General features: G+C 73.2%; 13 protein-coding genes. 1 reads left to right on the top strand and 12 read right to left on the bottom strand.

Annotated features, from left to right (window positions below; all coding sequences use genetic code 11):
- Positions 1-120 precede the first annotated feature (120 nt).
- From DEJ24_RS04650 to DEJ24_RS04600, 11 genes are all read right to left on the bottom strand, one after another.
- Positions 121-2,322 (bottom strand): fructose-specific PTS transporter subunit EIIC, encoded by a 2,202-nt coding sequence (locus tag DEJ24_RS04650; protein WP_111077487.1) that lies wholly within the window; start codon positions 2,320-2,322, stop codon positions 121-123.
- Positions 2,323-2,451: 129 nt separating this feature from the next.
- Positions 2,452-3,477 carry a 1-phosphofructokinase family hexose kinase gene (locus tag DEJ24_RS04645; RefSeq protein ID WP_111077486.1) on the bottom strand — a complete coding sequence of 342 codons (1,026 nt, stop codon included), beginning with the start codon at positions 3,475-3,477 and terminating at the stop codon, positions 2,452-2,454.
- Positions 3,474-4,262, bottom strand: a complete 789-nt coding sequence (locus DEJ24_RS04640) for a DeoR/GlpR family DNA-binding transcription regulator (protein WP_111077485.1) — start codon at positions 4,260-4,262, stop codon at positions 3,474-3,476. The genes DEJ24_RS04645 and DEJ24_RS04640 overlap by 4 nt, the downstream gene beginning before the upstream one ends.
- A 181-nt stretch (positions 4,263-4,443) precedes the next feature.
- Positions 4,444-5,649, bottom strand: coding sequence for an ABC transporter permease (locus DEJ24_RS04635; RefSeq protein ID WP_111077484.1), 1,206 nt, complete (start codon positions 5,647-5,649; stop codon positions 4,444-4,446).
- Positions 5,646-6,491 carry an ABC transporter ATP-binding protein gene (locus DEJ24_RS04630; RefSeq protein WP_309147004.1) on the bottom strand — a complete coding sequence of 282 codons (846 nt, stop codon included), beginning with the start codon at positions 6,489-6,491 and terminating at the stop codon, positions 5,646-5,648. The genes DEJ24_RS04635 and DEJ24_RS04630 overlap by 4 nt, the downstream gene beginning before the upstream one ends.
- Before the next feature lie 8 nt (positions 6,492-6,499).
- Complete coding sequence (locus tag DEJ24_RS04625; RefSeq protein WP_111077483.1) at positions 6,500-7,558, bottom strand: peptidoglycan-binding protein; 1,059 nt, start codon at positions 7,556-7,558, stop codon at positions 6,500-6,502.
- Positions 7,555-8,064, bottom strand: coding sequence for a hypothetical protein (locus tag DEJ24_RS04620; RefSeq protein ID WP_111077482.1), 510 nt, complete (start codon positions 8,062-8,064; stop codon positions 7,555-7,557). The genes DEJ24_RS04625 and DEJ24_RS04620 overlap by 4 nt, the downstream gene beginning before the upstream one ends.
- Before the next feature lie 29 nt (positions 8,065-8,093).
- Positions 8,094-9,341, bottom strand: a complete 1,248-nt coding sequence (locus DEJ24_RS04615) for a HAMP domain-containing sensor histidine kinase (protein WP_111077481.1) — start codon at positions 9,339-9,341, stop codon at positions 8,094-8,096.
- On the bottom strand, positions 9,338-9,991 hold the full coding sequence (locus tag DEJ24_RS04610; protein WP_111077480.1) for a response regulator transcription factor: 654 nt from the start codon (positions 9,989-9,991) through the stop codon (positions 9,338-9,340). The genes DEJ24_RS04615 and DEJ24_RS04610 overlap by 4 nt, the downstream gene beginning before the upstream one ends.
- Positions 9,992-10,046: 55 nt before the next feature.
- A complete protein-coding gene (locus tag DEJ24_RS04605; RefSeq protein WP_111077479.1) occupies positions 10,047-10,622 on the bottom strand; it encodes a DUF2231 domain-containing protein in 576 nt (191 codons plus the stop codon).
- 59 nt (positions 10,623-10,681) lie between these two features.
- Positions 10,682-12,859, bottom strand: coding sequence for an ATP-dependent Clp protease ATP-binding subunit (locus DEJ24_RS04600; RefSeq protein WP_111077478.1), 2,178 nt, complete (start codon positions 12,857-12,859; stop codon positions 10,682-10,684).
- A gap of 199 nt (positions 12,860-13,058) precedes the next feature.
- Here DEJ24_RS04600 and DEJ24_RS04595 point away from each other — a divergent pair, with 199 nt between their 5' ends.
- A complete protein-coding gene (locus DEJ24_RS04595; protein WP_181436520.1) occupies positions 13,059-14,357 on the top strand; it encodes a heparan-alpha-glucosaminide N-acetyltransferase domain-containing protein in 1,299 nt (432 codons plus the stop codon).
- Here DEJ24_RS04595 and DEJ24_RS04590 read toward each other — a convergent pair.
- The gene (locus DEJ24_RS04590; protein ID WP_111077476.1) at positions 14,302-15,729 is read right to left on the bottom strand and encodes an MFS transporter; all 1,428 of its coding nucleotides are present in this window, start codon (positions 15,727-15,729) and stop codon (positions 14,302-14,304) included. The genes DEJ24_RS04595 and DEJ24_RS04590 overlap by 56 nt on opposite strands.
- Positions 15,730-15,840 lie beyond the last annotated feature (111 nt).

Genomic DNA, 15,840 nt, shown 5'->3' with positions numbered 1-15,840 from the left:
TCGCGACCACTCGGCGTCAGCCTCCGGGAGTGTCCCGCCGCTCGTGTCCCCACCAGCACGTGACGGACGGGAGGCCCGGTGCCAGCTGGCACCGGGCCTCCCGTCCGTCAGGTGGTGCGGCTACACCGCGACCGGTGCGCGCTGCCCGACCGTCTCGCCGGCCGAGGCCGCCTGGGCGGCGGCAGCATCCGTCACCGCCGGCGCCCGGCGCACCCACTTCTTCAGCGCCACGAGGACCAGCGCGGAGACGACCGTCCCGGCCAGGACCGCCACGATGAACATCCCGATGCCACCGATCGCGAAGAAGACGAAGATCCCACCGTGGGGCGCCCGCGAGGTGACACCGGCGGCCATCGAGATCGCTCCGGTGACGGCAGCGCCGACCATCGACGCCGGGATGACCCGCAGTGGGTCGGCGGCGGCGAACGGGATCGCACCCTCGGAGATGAACGAGGCGCCGAGCAGCCACGCGGCCTTGCCGTTCTCGCGCTCGGGCTTGGTGAAGCCGTTGCGGTACAGCACGGTCGAGGCGAGCGCCAGGGCGAGCGGCGGGACCATGCCGGCGGCCATCACGGCGGCCATGATCTCGAACGGCACGACGTTGCTGGCGGAACCGGCACCGAGTCCGGCGACGGCGAACGCGTAGGCGACCTTGTTGACCGGGCCACCGAGGTCGAAGGCCATCATCAGGCCGAGGATGATCCCGAGCAGCACCGCCGAGGCTCCGGAGAGCGAGTTGAGGAACTCGGTCAGCTGGGTCATCAGCCAGGCGATCGGCCCGCCGAGCACCAGGAGCATGAGGCCGGAGGCGATGATCGACGCGAACAGCGGGATGATCACGACCGGCATCAGCCCACGCAGCCAGCGCCACGTCGGGATGCGACCGATCCAGTAGGCGGCGGCACCGGCGATGAGGCCACCGACCAGGCCGCCGAGGAACCCTGCGTTCATGAAGACGGCGATGGACCCGGCGACGAAGCCCGGCGCGATGCCCGGCCGGTCGGCGATCGCGTACGCGATGTACCCGGCGAGGGCGGCCACGAGGAACCCGAGCGACACCGAGCCGATCTGGAACGCCGCAGCGCCGAGGTAGTACCCGAGGCCCTGCGCCGGCAGGTCGAGCAGCGTGGAGTGCTGCAGCGTCCACACGGCGTTGTTGACACCGTCGTCGCCGTGCGTCAGTGCGATGCCGTAGCCGGACAGCAGGAAGCCGAGCGCGATGAGGAGCCCGCCGCCCGCGACGAACGGGATCATGTACGAGACGCCGGTGAGCAGCCAGCGCTTCAGCGACTGCCCGAAGTGCTCGTCCTTCGCGGTGCTGGTACCGGCCTCGGCGGCGGAGCCGGAGACCCGGGCGGCCTTGGGGTCGTCGGCGGCGCGGAGGGCCTCGGCGATCATCGCGTCCGGCTCGTCCACGCCGCGCTTGACGGGGCCGGACACGAGCGGCTTGCCGGCGAAGCGGCTGCGGTCGCGGACGTCCACGTCGACCGCGAAGACGACGGCGTCGGCGCGGGCGATGAGGGCCGGGTCGAGCGGCTCCACCTGGGACGACCCCTGCGTCTCGACGTGCATCTCGGCGCCCGCGCGCTGGGCGGCGGCGACCAGGGCGTCGGCGGCCATGTAGGTGTGCGCGATGCCGGTCGGGCACGCGGTGACCCCGACGATGACCTTGCGGCGCCCGCCGGTGCCGGAGGTGTCGCTGTCGACGACGTGGGTGTCCGCGCCGGCCGTGGGGCGGGCCTCCTGGCCGGTGGCGGTGGCGGTGCCGGCCGGGGTACCGGAGGCTCGTCCAGCGGTGCCGACGCCGGCTGCGGCGACCTCGCCGCTCACCTCGCGGTCGACCAGGTCGACGATGTCCTGCGGTGTCGTCGCGGCGCGGAGGGCGGCCGTGAAGTCGTCGCGGATCAGCGCCCGGGCGAGGGTGGAGAGGACGGTGAGGTGGTCCTTGTCGGCGCCGTCCGGCACCGCGATCATGAAGACGACGTCGGCGTCGCCGTCCGGTGCACCGAACGGCACCGTCCGCGCCAGGCGGGTGAACGCCAGCGTGGGAGCGGTGACCGAGGTCGACCGGGCGTGCGGGATGGCGATGCCGCCGGGGACGCCGGTGCCGACGCTCGCCTCGCGGGCGATCGCGTCGGCGGCGAGGGTGTCACCGGAGGCGGCTCGACCGGTCGCGGCGATGCGGTCGGCGAGGACGCGGATGACGTCGGACGAGGTGGCGCCGAGGTCCTCGTCGAGGCCGACGAGGTCGACACCGATCAGGTCGGCGCCGTCGCCGGCGCTGTCGCCTGTGCTGGTGCCGGTGCTGTGCGCAGCGGACATGGGTTGCTCCTTCGCAGGTGGCGCGGTGCGCCGGGCTGTGCTGGTGGGATGAGTGATCGGACCTGACCGGACCGGCCCGGCCCGGGGACCGAGGTCGTGGCCGGACCGACGGGACGACGGACCGTGTGGTCAGGCGCCGTCCGGGACGGGGACGGACGGGCGGTGCCCGGCCGGTGTCGGCGGTGTGCCGAGGCGGTGGACGACGATCGCGTCCGGGTCGGTGGCGTCGAGTGCCGGGACGTCGCTGCCGGGCAGTCCGGCGGCGGCGGCACCGGTGGCGACGGCCTGGGCGAGTCGACGCTCGGGCGGGGCTCCGGCGACCTCGGCGAGCAGGTACCCGGCGAGCGCCGAGTCCCCCGCACCGACCGTGGAGCGTGCCGTGATGCGCGGGGCGGCGGCGCTCCAGGAACCGGTGCCGTCGACGAGGACGGCGCCCGCGCTGCCGAGCGTGAGCAGGACCGTGTCGACGCCGCGCTCCCGGAGGCGTGCGGCTGCAGCTGCGGCGCGCTCCGGGTCCTGCTCGTACTGCTCCGGGTCGCCGCCGACGACCTCGGCGAGCTCCTCGGCGTTCGGCTTGACCAGGTCGACCCGTTCCCCGGACTGCAGCAGCGCGGTGAACGGCACGCCGGAGGAGTCGACCGCGATCCGGACGTCGTCGCCGTGCCGGGCGCGGACGGCGCGGACGAGCACCGCGAGGGCGTCGTCGGGCAGCCCGGGCGGCAGGGACCCGGCGAACACGACCCACCGGGCGGCCGGACCGGTCGGCGTCGGCCCCGCGGTGGTGGCGACGAGTTCCGCCAGGTCGTCCAGGCGCCCGGCGAGCGAAGGACCCGGCTCGTTGAGCTTCGTGGTGGTCCCGGTCGGTTCGGTCACGGTGACGTTCGAGCGGAGCGCGGCACCGATCGGCAGCGCGGCGGTCGGGATGCCCCTGGCGGCCAGGCCGACGAGCACCGGGTCGAGCTCGTCGCCCGGCAGGACCGCGACGGTGTCCCCGCCGCTGGCGACGACGACCCGGGAGACGTTGACGCCCTTGCCGCCGGGCTCCGCCGTGGAACGGGTGGCCCGCTGCACGGCACCACGCTGGAGTTCCCCGGCCAGTTCGATCGTCCGGTCGAGCGAGGGGTTCGGCGTGACGGTGACGATGCGGCCGGTCATGCGACGACGACCTCGACGTCGGCGTCGGCGAGTGCTCCGGCGAGGTCGGCGGGCGGCGCCTGGTCGGTGACGACGGTGTCGATCTCGTCGAGGCGGGCGAAGCGCATCAGGGCTTCCACCCCGTGCTTGGCGGCGTCGGCGAGCACCACGCTGCGTCGGGCGGCGAGGACGTACGCGGCCTTCACCGCGGCCTCGTACTCGTCGGGTGTGCTCAGGCCGAAGCCCGCGGACAACCCGTTCGTCCCGATGAACGCGACGTCGGGTCGGAGTGCCCCGATCTGGTCGACGGTGGCGGTCCCGACGGCGGCACTCGTGACGCCACGGACCCGACCGCCGAGCAGGTGCAGCTCGACGTGGTCGCTGTGCTGCAGGGTGCTGGCGATCGGGACCGAGTTCGTGATCACGGTGATCGTCGCTCCGGCCCGCTCGGGCTGCCACCGGGCGAGTTCCGCGGCGACGGCACCGCTGGTGGTGCCGGCGTCGAGCGCGATCGACCCGGTGAAGGTGGGCGGCACCAGGCGCATCGCGGCGCGGGCGATCGCGGTCTTCTCCCGGCCGTGCTGCCCCTCGCGTTCGGCGACGCTCAGCTCGACGAGGCTGGACCGTTCGACCGAGACCGCGCCGCCGTGCACGCGGCGCAGGACCCCGGCCTGCTCGAGGGCGTCCAGGTCACGGCGGACGGTCTCGGTGGTGACGTCGAAGTGCGCGGCGAGGTCGGTGACGGACACGCGGCCGGCGGTCTGCAGTGCGGCGGCGATGGCGTCGTGCCGCTCGGTTGCGTACATGCCCGAACTCCTTCGTTCCCGTGGGTTTCGAGCACTATACGCAGCAAACCCACTCGAACGCAACTGTTCTGTACTGAAACCAACATGATCCCAACACGGGAAGGAGGCCCGGTGCCGGTCCGCCGAACCGGCACCGGGCCTCCAGACCGTCGCGTCCGGCAGTCGGGTCGCGGTCGTCCGGTCAGGCTGCTGCGAGCGCGCTCGTCGGTGGGATCCGCGCGGCCTGCGCGGCCGGGTAGAGCCCGGAGACCCCGCCGATCAGCACCGTCGCGCCGAGTCCGCCGGCGACCGCCCAGAGCGGCACCGCGATCGGCCAGCCCTGCGCCAGAGCGAAGACGACGGTGGCGCCGAGCCCGATCACCACCCCGGCGACACCGCCGAGGAACGACAGCAGCAGCGACTCGACGAGGAACTGGTTCCGGATGTCCCGCCGTCTCGCTCCGAGCGCACGGCGGACGCCGACCTCGGCCCGACGCTCCAGCACGGTGATCACCATCGTGTTCGCGACGCCGATCCCGCCGACCAGGAGCGCGACCCCACCGATCCCGACCAGCAGGCCCGTGAAGGAGTCGTCGGTGGCGTTCTTCGCGGCGAGCGCGTCCGAGGGTCGGGTGACCGCGACGTCCTGGGGGGCTGCCGGACTGACCACCCGGGCGAGCAGGTCGCGCGCCGGGGCCACCCGATCCGGGTCGACGCGGGTGTACACGGCGGTGGGGTGCCCGTCGAAGCCCAGCTCCGCCGCGAGGTCCCGCGGCACGAAAGCCTGGTTGTCGAGGTCGGTCGCGAGTTCCAGCGGCCGGAGCACCCCGACGACCTGCAGCCATCGGCCACCGGTCCAGACGCGACTGTCCGTCGTCACCTGGTCGATCCCGAGCGCGTGTGCCGCGGACGCTCCGAGCACGACCTGCGGCGGTGCGTCCGGAGCCGTGTCGAGCCAGCGCCCGGACGCCAGCGACCCGCCGAGGACCTCGGGCACGTCTCCCCAGGTCCCCAGCACGCCGATGCCCTTCGTCTCGGCGGGCGGGATGAACGGGTTCCGGTACACCCGGCCGTCGTCGGCCCGGCCGACCCCCGCTGCGGCGAGCACGTCCTCCTGCCGACGGACCGAGTCGACTGCGGTGACCGGGAGCGGAGGTGTCTCGCCGAACGACTCGGCCTTCGTCACGGTGAGCACGTTCGTGCCGAGCGCGTCGAGGACCCGGTCGAGCGCGGCCTTGCTCGACGAGGAGATGCCGACGACCGCGATCATCGCCGCGATGCCGATGGCGATGCCCAGGGCGGACAGGACCACCCGGGTCGGACGGGTCCGGAGCCCGAACACCCCGAGGCGGAGCAGGTCGCCGGAGCCCAGGGTGCGTCGCGTGGCCGTCGCGGGGCCGGCGGTCATCGGTCGGCCCCGATCGCGGGGGCGAGCTCGACGGGACCCGCCGGGGCGTCGCGTGGGCCGGCGTCACCTGAGCCGGTGTCGCGTGGGCCGGCGTCACGTGGGCCGGTGTCGTGCGCACCGGAGTCGTCCTCCACCGCACCGTCACGCATCCGGACCTGCCGTGGGAGGACCGCGGCGAGTTCCCGGTCGTGGGTGATGACGACCACCGTGGTGCCGACGGCGTTGAGCTCCCGCAGCACGCCGAGGACCGCGGTGCCGGAGGCCGTGTCGAGGGCCCCGGTCGGCTCGTCCGCCAGCAGCACGGTCGGTTCCCCGACGATCGCCCGCGCGATCGCGACGCGCTGGCGCTCGCCACCGGAGAGCTGGTTCGGCAGGTGGTCGGTCCGGTGTCCCAGGCCGACGCGCTCCAGCGCCGTCACGGCCCGCCGCATCCGCTCCCGCCGGTGTGTGCCCGTGTAGAGCAGCCCGTCCGCGACGTTCTCGGCGGCGCTGGCTCCGGCCTGCAGGTGGAAGTGCTGGAAGACGAAACCGATGTGCTCGGCGCGCAGGGCGGAGAGCGCGTCGTCCGTCATCGCGCCGACGTCCCGGCCTGCGACCTCCACCCTGCCGGAGGTCGGACGGTCGAGCGTGCCCATGACGTTGAGCATCGTGGACTTCCCCGAACCGGAGGGTCCGACCACGGCGACGAGTTCGCCGCGGTCGATCCGGAGCGAGACGCCGCGGAGCGCCCGGACCTCGCCGTGTGTGCGGGTGACGTCCGTGAGCACCAGCACGGCGTCCGACCCGGACCGGGCCGGCACCGGCGGTGCGGGTACGGGTACGGGTACGGGCAGGACGGGCACGGCACCGTTCACGAGGGCACCACCACGCGCGCACCCTCGTCCAGGTCTCCCGTGACCGCCGCGCGCCCGTCCGCCACGAGACCGACCTCGACCGGGACCCGCTCGGCCGACCCGTCCCGATCGACGACCTCGACCGCGTACCCCGAACTCCCACGGGCGACCAGTGCCGAGACGGGCACGGAGAGCACGTCCCGCTCGGTCCGCCCCTCGGCGACCACCTGCGCCGAGGCCGCTGCGGGCAGCCGTCGGTCGCCGGCGTCGAACGCCACGGTGACGTCGACCTCGTCCCGGCCGTCCTCGGTCTCGGCCGGGGTCGCGTCGGTGACCGACCCCGGCATCGCGCCGCCGGCGCCGTTGACGAGCACCCGGACGCGTCTCCCCACGCCGAGCTGTCCGGCGTCCCGCGCGGGGACCCGCACCGAGACGACACGGTGCGTGCTCGTCACCTGCAGGACGTCGCCGCCGACCGGCTGCCCGAGTTGCCCCACGACCGAGGCGACACGCACCGCACCGTCGACGAAGGCGATCTGATCGCCGTCCACGACCCCGGTGACGGGCAGCCCGCGGTCCCGCTGCCACTGGTTGACGGCGGCCCCGGTCCGGGCGCCGAACACGTCGTCGGCGGGGACGTCGTACCCGAGGGCGGCCAGGTTCTCGGTGAGTTGCCGGACGTCGGCGCCCCGGGCACCGGCGTGGAGCGACCGCCAGAGCGGTGTCGTGCCGTACAGGGCGCGGACGGGTCGCTCGTCCACGGCGTAGAGCGGTTCGTCGCGGTGGACGACCTGGCCGGGCTGCGGCAACCAGGTGAGCGTGCCGCTCGCTGCCCCGGGTACCGAGGTGGGCGTGCCGTAGCCGAGCGCGCCCGCGATGGTCCGGGTCTCGACGAGGTCGCCCTGCTCCACCGGCACCGTCGTCGTGCCGTGGCGGTCCCCATCCGACTGCGCAGCACTCGCCCGCGTCGCGGCACCGTCCGCTGCGGTGGCGACCGACCAGGTGGCGGTGCCGACGGCGAGCGCGCCGACCAGGCAGGCGCTGGCGATGCCGATCACCCGCGTCCGCCGCCTCATCCGGCGTCCTGCGTCTTCGTGTCGGGCGAGTACCGCTGCAGGCACTCGTCGACCAGCTGCTGGAACTCCGGCTCGGCCGCCGGCGGGTAGGTCGCCTCGTCGAACGAGAGGGCGCCGGACTGCTGCTCCGGGAAGTCCGGGTAGGCGTCCCGGACGCAGGAGGCGACCTGGTCGTACTCGCGTGCCCACCTGTCCTTCGCTGCGGAGTCGGCCCGGGTCACCCCCAGCTTGGTGGCGCACGAGTCGGCAGCACCGGCGAAGCGGTCCTCGTCGACGCCCTGCGGGGAGATCACCGTTCCGGAGCGCACCTGGTCGTCGCCGGGGTCCTCGATGTCGAAGCCCGCCGACCGCATGCAGTCGCCCCACCGTGCGCCGAGACCAGACGCAGCGGTCGTGCTGTCGGAGGCGGGCGCACCGCCGGCGCACCCGGTCAACCCGGAGGCCAGGCCGAGCGCGAGGACGGCGGCGGTGAGGACGCGTGTCGGAGGTCGGTTCGTTGTTCGCATGCCATCAGGACAGCGGACCGCCCGTTTCGTCAGCGGTCCCCGTCGGGAGACACCGACGAAACACCGGCGCTCGTCGCTCCGGTGTCGACCCGGACGAGCAACCCGCCGGTGTCCCCGGGACGGATCGCGAGCGTCCACCCGTGCGCCTGCGCGACCGCTGCCACGATCGACAGACCGAGGCCGCTGTGCCGTCTCCCGGGCACGACGGCGTCACGCGCGGCATGATCGGACGCGGCAGCCTCGGGTGCCCGGCGGAACGGTTCGGTCAGCGCCACCACGGTCGCCGGCGCGAGCCACGGCCCGGAGTTCGCCACGGTCAGCACCCCGGCCGCGAGTTCCACACGGACGGACCCGCCTGGCACGTTGTACTCGACGGCGTTGTCGACCAGGTTCCGCAGCAGCTGGCGGAGCAGGACCGGCTCGGCCTGCACCGGCCGGCCGGGAGGCCCCCCCGCCGTCCGCCAGGTCAGCGTCACCCCGGCCTCCGCCGCGGCCCCGGCGAGCGCCGCCACGACCTCGGCCGTCACCGCGGCCAGGTCGACCGGCACCGTCCGCCCGCCGAGGTCGCGCTCGGCCTCGGCCAGCGCGAGGAGCGAGTCCACGAGGTGCTCGGTGCGGCGGTTCTGCTCCAGCAGTTCGGTCCGGACGACCGACACGTCGTCGGGGTCGGCGTCGTCGGGCAGACCGATCTGGATCGCAGCCCGCTGGACCGCGAGTGGCGTACGGAGCTCGTGTGCGGCGTGCGCCACGAACCGTCGCTGACTCGCGAACGAGGCCTCGAGCCGGTCGAGGAGCTCGTCGATCGTCCGCGACAGCCGTCGGAGTTCGTCGTCCGGTCCCGTGAGGCCGATGCGCTCGTGCAACGTCGACGCGGACAGCCGCCTGGCGGTCGCGGCGATCCGGTCGACGGGCGCGAGCATCCGGCGTGCGAGGACCCACCCGGTGGCACCGGCGAGGACACCGGCGCCGGCGACCCCGAGCACCGTCCACTGCCACTGCAGGTCGGCGACGACGGCCACCGCTGCGATGCCACCGAGTCCGTCGAACGCACCGGACTCGTCGAGCCGACCGGTCGGCCCCGCGGCGCCGGAGGGCGGGCCGTCCGGGATCAGCAGCGGTCGGTCGCCGCTCCCCTCGGCCTGACGCTCCAGCACCACCTGTCCGAGCGATGCCTGCGACCCGAGGTTCACGACGGTGATCGAGGCCGTAGCGAGCGCCATGGACGTGACGGCGAACGCGAGCGCGGTGCGGGTCCGGATGCTCCCGACACGGCTCACAGCGCGTACCCGGAGCCGGGCACGGTGCGGATCGGGTCCGGTGCACCGAGCTTCCGCCGGAGCTTCGACATCGTCACCCGCACGGCCGCGGTGAACGGGTCGACGTTCACGTCCCACACCTTCTCGAGCAGTTCCTCGGCGGGGACGATCCGCCCGTCTGCTCGCAGCAGGACCTCGAGCACGCCGAGCTCCTTGCTCGTCAGGTCGAGCGGACGCCCGTCGCGGGTGACCATCCGCCGGCTCGAGTCGAGCACGATGCCGTCCCGCTCGAGCACGGGAGCCACCGGCGCGACGCTCCGCCGACCGAGTGCCCGGACGCGTGCGACGAGCTCCGGGTACTCGAACGGCTTCGTCAGGTAGTCGTCCGCACCGAGTTCGAGACCGTTCACCCGATCGGTGAGCGTGGACGCCGCGGTGAGCATGAGCACCCGGGTGAGGGAAGCACGGGCGGCGGTCCGTCGAGCGACCTCGTCGCCGTGCATCCCCGGGACGTCCCGGTCGAGCACGACGACGTCGTAGTCGTTCACCGACAGGAGCTCGTCGGCGTCGTCGCCGCGGTACGCCACGTCGACGGCCATGTCCTGCCGCCGCAACCCCCGGACGATCAGGTCGGCAAGCGGGATCTCGTCGTCCACCACCAGTACGCGCATCGCGGTACCGTACGGTGGAATGCTACATGTTCGCTGGGTGGATCAGCAGGACCGGTCACGCGGACTCGGGCACCCCGTCGGCCTCGTAGGGGACCTCGCCGTCGCGGCTGACCCCGGCGCGCTGCCGGTAGGACAGGTGTCCACCCAGGTACCCGCCGACGCTGACGACCGTGAGTCCGGCGAAGCCCAGGAGCTTCCCGGCCCCGGTGTTGCCGCGCTTCCGCTGCAGCCAGGAGAACCCGTAGAGCGTCAGTCCGACCCAGTTCACGGCCTGGTGCACCCAGCCGGTCCGGAGCTGCTCGCGGTCCAGAGCCGACCAGTCCACGTAGCCGGCGACGCTCGCGCTGCCGGCGGAGACGACACCGACGCCCACGAGGGTCTTCGCGGCCTTCGCGTTGCCGCGGCCGCCGACCAGGTCGAGGACCGCCGCGGAGATCCAGGCGCCCAGCGGCACCTGCACCATGAGCGGGTGGATCGGGTGCCCGAACGGGACACCGTGCAGCAGCTGCCGCAGTGCGCGGGGGCGAGCCAACACGCGCACCACCTTGCGGTCGAGGTCGACGGCCTTGTCGAGGACGCTGGCGTGTTCGATGGATTCGGTCAGGCGGCGCAGGGCGCGGATCTCCGGCATGGTGCCGAACCTAGGCCTGCGGGCCCGGGCCAGTCTCAGGGACCGGCCGGGCCCGGTCGCTACTCCGCGACGACCCCGTCCACCTCGCCGACCGCGAACGGCTCGACCAGCAGGCCCTCGCCGTCGTCCGCGACGTCCACACGCACGGTGTCGCCGTCCCGGACGTCGCCGGCCAGGATCGCCCGCGCCAGCTGGTCGTCGATCTGCCGCTGCATGAGGCGGCGGAGCGGCCGGGCACCGTACGCCGGGTCGTGCCCGCGTTCGGCGAGCCAGGTCCGCGCGGCCGGCGTGACCGCGAGCTCCAACCGTCGGTCGGACAGGCGTCGGGCGAGCCGGTCGACCGAGATCGAGACGATCTGCCCCAGGTCGTCCTGGGTGAGCGCCTGGAACACCACGATGTCGTCGAGGCGGTTGACGAACTCCGGCCGGAATGCCTGCCGGACCAGGTCGCGGACGGAGTCCTCGCGCTGCTCGGGCGTCAGCGTGCTGTCGGTGAGGAACTGCGACCCGAGGTTCGAGGTGAGGATCAGGATCGTGTTCCGGAAGTCGACCGTCCGCCCCTGCCCGTCGGTGAGCCGTCCGTCGTCGAGCACCTGCAGCAGCACGTCGAAGACCTCGGGGTGGGCCTTCTCGACCTCGTCGAGCAGGATCACCGAGTACGGACGGCGCCGGACGGCTTCGGTGAGCTGCCCGCCGGCCTCGTACCCGACGTACCCGGGCGGGGCACCGATCAGCCGTGCGATCGAGTGCTTCTCGCCGTACTCGCTCATGTCGATGCGGACGAGTGCTTTCTCGTCGTCGAACAGGAACTCAGCGAGCGCCTTGGCCAGCTCGGTCTTGCCGACACCGGTGGGCCCGAGGAACAGGAACGAGCCGGTCGGCCGGTCCGGGTCGGAGATGCCGGCACGGGTGCGGCGGACCGCTTCCGACACGGTGCCGACCGCGGTGCGCTGCCCGATGATCCGGCGGCCGAGCTCGGTCTCCAGGTGCAGGAGCTTCTCGGTCTCGCCCTGCAGCAGACGTCCCATCGGGATGCCCGTCCACTGAGCGATCACGGCGGCGATGTCCTCGTCGGTGACGCTGTCGTTCACCATCCGCTCACCCTGCTCGGCCTGTTCGGCGGCCGCGAGTTCGGCTTCGATCCGGGGCTTCTCGGCGTACTCGAGCCGCGAGACCAGCTCGTAGTCAGCCTCCCGCTGCGCCCGCTGGGACCGCATGTTGAGGTCGTCGAGCTCCTGCTTGAGTTCGCCGATGCGGTTGAGGTTCGCGCGCTCCGCCTGCCACCGGGCCTCGAGCGCGGCGAGCCGCTCGCCTCGCGAGGCCAGGTCGTCGCGGAGGGTGGCGAGCCGGGCCTTCGAGGCGTCGTCCTTCTCCTGCTTCAGGGCGAACTCCTCCACCCGCAGCCGGTCGACGCTCCGCTTGAGCTCGTCGATCTCGACGGGGCTCGAGTCGATCTCCATCCGGAGTCGTGACGCAGCCTCGTCGATCAGGTCGATCGCCTTGTCCGGCAGCTGCCGTCCGGCGATGTACCGGTTGGACAGGGCCGCGGCCGCGACGAGCGCCTGGTCGTTGATCGTCACCTTGTGGTGCGCCTCGTAGCGCTCCTTGAGCCCGCGGAGGATGGCGATGGTGTCCTCGACGCTGGGCTCCCCCACGTACACCTGCTGGAACCGCCGTTCGAGAGCAGCGTCCTTCTCGATGTACTCGCGGTACTCGTCGAGCGTCGTCGCGCCGATGAGTCGGAGTTCGCCGCGCGCGAGCATCGGCTTGAGCATGTTCGACGCGGCGACCGAGCCCTCGCCACCGCCCGCGCCCATCAGGGTGTGCAGCTCGTCGATGAAGGTGATGACCTGGCCGTCGGCGTCGTTGATCTCCTTGAGGACGGCCTTCAGCCGCTCCTCGAACTCACCGCGGTACTTCGCGCCGGCGATGAGCGCCGAGATGTCGAGCGAGACGAGCCGCTTGTCCTTGAGGGAGTCGGCCACGTCCCCGGCGACGATCCGCTGCGCCAGCCCCTCGACGACGGCGGTCTTGCCGACGCCCGGCTCGCCGATGAGCACGGGGTTGTTCTTCGTCCGACGGGTCAGCACCTGTGAGACCCGGCGGATCTCGGCGTCGCGGCCGATCACCGGGTCGAGCTTGCCGCTCCGCGCGATCGCCGTGAGGTCGACACCGTACTGTTCGAGGGCGGTCTTCTGCTTCTCCTGCGAGTCAGGAGCGCCCTGGAGGTTCGCCATGCGTTCCGTCCTTCCGTTGCGTTGTCGTTGGGTCGGCCGGCGCACACCAGCCGGACCGGAGTCCTCGGACCGTCCGGCTCACGGAGGCACCGCCCCACGAGCTTCCTGAGTCCACATGACTCAACTTTACGGGGAACGACCGCATTCCCGCCAGTCACGAGCAACCCCGACGAAACACCCCTCCCGCTGTGCTGGGGAGATGACCGCACCGAGAGCCCGCTCGACCCCGAGTCCACTCCGTTCCCCTGACCGCTCCCCCGACGGGCCGTCACATGCCCGGGCTTCCGCCAACCGCGCGACCCGCCTGGACGGGCTCGACCTCGCCCGTGGCCTGGCGGTGCTCGGCATGGTCGTCGCGCACCTCGGACCGCCGCACCCTGGCTTCGACTGGACGCGACCCGAGAGCTGGTCGGCGGTCGTCGACGGACGGTCGGCGGTCCTCTTCGCCCTCTGCGCCGGCGTCTCCCTGACCCTGATGACCCGTTCCCGCCCGGAGGGCGCCCCCGGTGCCGCGGACCTGGTCGTCCATCGTCGGCGGGTCCTGGTCCGGGCGGTCGCGCTGTTCGTCCTCGGGTCGCTCCTCATCGCACTCAACACCCCGGTCCAGGTGATCCTGCCCACGTACGCGGGGTGCTTCGTGGCGACGATCCCGCTCCTCCGCGCTCGCACCCGGACGGTCGCGGCAATCGCGGCGACAGCACTGGTCATCGGACCGGTCTGCACCGCGATCGGCCGGTCACTGCTGCACGACGCCGACGACCCGATCGTGCACGGTGTCCTGCTCGGCGCCTACCCGGGCATCCCCTGGTGGGGCGTGGTGCTGGTCGGACTCCTGGTCGGCAGACTCCCCCTGCGACGAACCCGGCTGCACCTGGTCCTCCTCGCGGGCGGCATCACCGCCGCGGTCGTCGGCTACGGCGGCGGGGTCCTCGCCCGGGCAGCCCTGGGACTCCCGCCCGGCACCGCGAGCCCGAGCGGGTCGGCGTCCGCCGGGTCGGCCGGCGGGAGCGAGCCGGCATCCGGTACGACGTCCGGCGCCGGGGCGGTCGGCGGCCTCCCGGATGCCGGACCGCACCTCGTCCCGAAGGGCGGTGGGACACTCGAGCACCCTGGCATCGACTGGGCCGGGCTCACCTCCGTGCAGCCGCACGCCGGGTCCACACCCGAGGTGCTCGGGGCGCTCGGGGTAGCGGTGGCGGTCCTCGCGCTCAGCCTCGTCGTTGCGCGTCCCGCCGGTGCCCTCCTCGCTCCGGTCCGTGCCGTCGGGGCACTCGCCCTGACCGTCTACGCCGCGCACATCGTCGTCCACGCCGCGCTCGACGCTGCTGCCGGTGAAAGGTGGCACACGGGGTGGACGGCGGCCCTCCTGGTCATCGTCGGCGCCGGTCTGCTGGCGACACCGTGGCGTCGGTGGCTCGGCGCCGGACCCCTCGAACGGTTGGTCAGGCGGACGAGTCGGAGCCTCGACGGTCCGGGTCCACGATCCCGACCGCACTGACGACGGCGCCGGCGAGCAGCAGCACGGCCATCACGACCATCGCCCGGTGCAGTCCGTCGACACTGACCTCGCCGCCGAGGAACACTCCGGCGAGCGCGACCGTCACGAGGCCCGCGATCCGCGCGATGGCGTTGTTGACCGCCGAGCCCGCACCGGCCTCGTCCTGCGGGACGGATCCGAGGACGGCACTCGTCAGCGGCGTGACCATCGTCGCGATGCCCGCGCCGACCAGGACGAGCCCCGGCAGGACCGACCACCAGTACCCGGCTGGGTCGTCATCGGCGAGGAGCATGAGCAGCGCCCCGACCGCTGCGATCGCCGGCCCTGCCGCCATGAACCAGCGTGGCCCGAACCGGCCGGAGAGCGACCCGACGGTGGTCGACAGCGCCAGGAGCATCAGGGTCGGGGGCAGGGTCGCCAGCCCGGCGACCCACGCCGGGAAGCCCCAGACCTCCTGCAGGAACAGGGTCACGACGAAGAACACCATCCCGAGCGCCCCGTAGATGGAGAGCGTCGCGAGGTTGCCGACGGTGAAGTTCCGCGCGCGGAAGAGCCCGAGCGGCACGAGCGGCGACCCCGAGGCACGGCTCACCCGGAGCTCCCACGGCACGAACGCCACCAGGGCGGCCCCGCCGAGCACGAGCGCGCCGACGACCACCGGCGAACCCCACCCCAGTCGCTCCTGCTCGATCAGCCCGAGCACGACCCCGCCGACGCCGACCACGGCGAGCACCGCCCCGACGAGGTCGACCCGGGCGTGCGCACCGACCCGGACCTCGGCGGTGATGCGCCGGACGAGGGGGATCGTCACCGCGATGGGGATCGCGGTCAGCACGAAGATCCACCGCCACCCGATGCCGTCCACCACGACGCCGCCGACGACCGGGCCCAGGATCATCGCCGCACTCGACCAGGCCGTCCACGCCCCGATCGCCTTCGCCTGCGCGCCGCCGCGGAAGGCCGCGACGATCAACGCCAACGCGCTCGGGGTCACCAGGGCACCACCGACGCCCTGGAACGCCCGGGCGACGATGAGCACCTCGCCGGACGGCGCGATCGCGCAGATGACCGATGCGATCCCGAAGACGACGAGGCCCCACGTGATGATGCGCACCCGGCCGAACAGGTCCGAGAGCGAACCGGCGACCAGGATCAGCGACCCCAGGGTCACGAGGTACGCGTCCACCGTCCACTGCTGGACGACCAGCCCGCCGCCGAGCTCCGTCCGGATGGCGGGGAGGGCGACGTTCACGACGCTCGAGTCCAGTCCGACGACGAACGAGGCCAGGATCGCCACCAGGAGCACCAGGCGGCGGTCGTCGTGCAGTGGTGCTGTTGTCGCCGGGCGGTCTGCGGCGGCGGCGGACGTCATGGAGCCATCATGCGCCCATCGGTGGTCCGTCCGCTCCCCCGCGCAACCGGGCGTCGCCCGATCACGACGACAGCCCCCGTGCTCGTCGCACGGGGGCTGTCGTCGGTCCCG

It is taken from the genome of Curtobacterium sp. MCPF17_001 (assembly GCF_003234615.1).
Lineage (GTDB): Bacteria > Actinomycetota > Actinomycetes > Actinomycetales > Microbacteriaceae > Curtobacterium.
The sequence above is the reverse complement of the archived record's forward strand: the minus strand, read 5'-3'. Positions and strand labels throughout refer to the sequence as shown.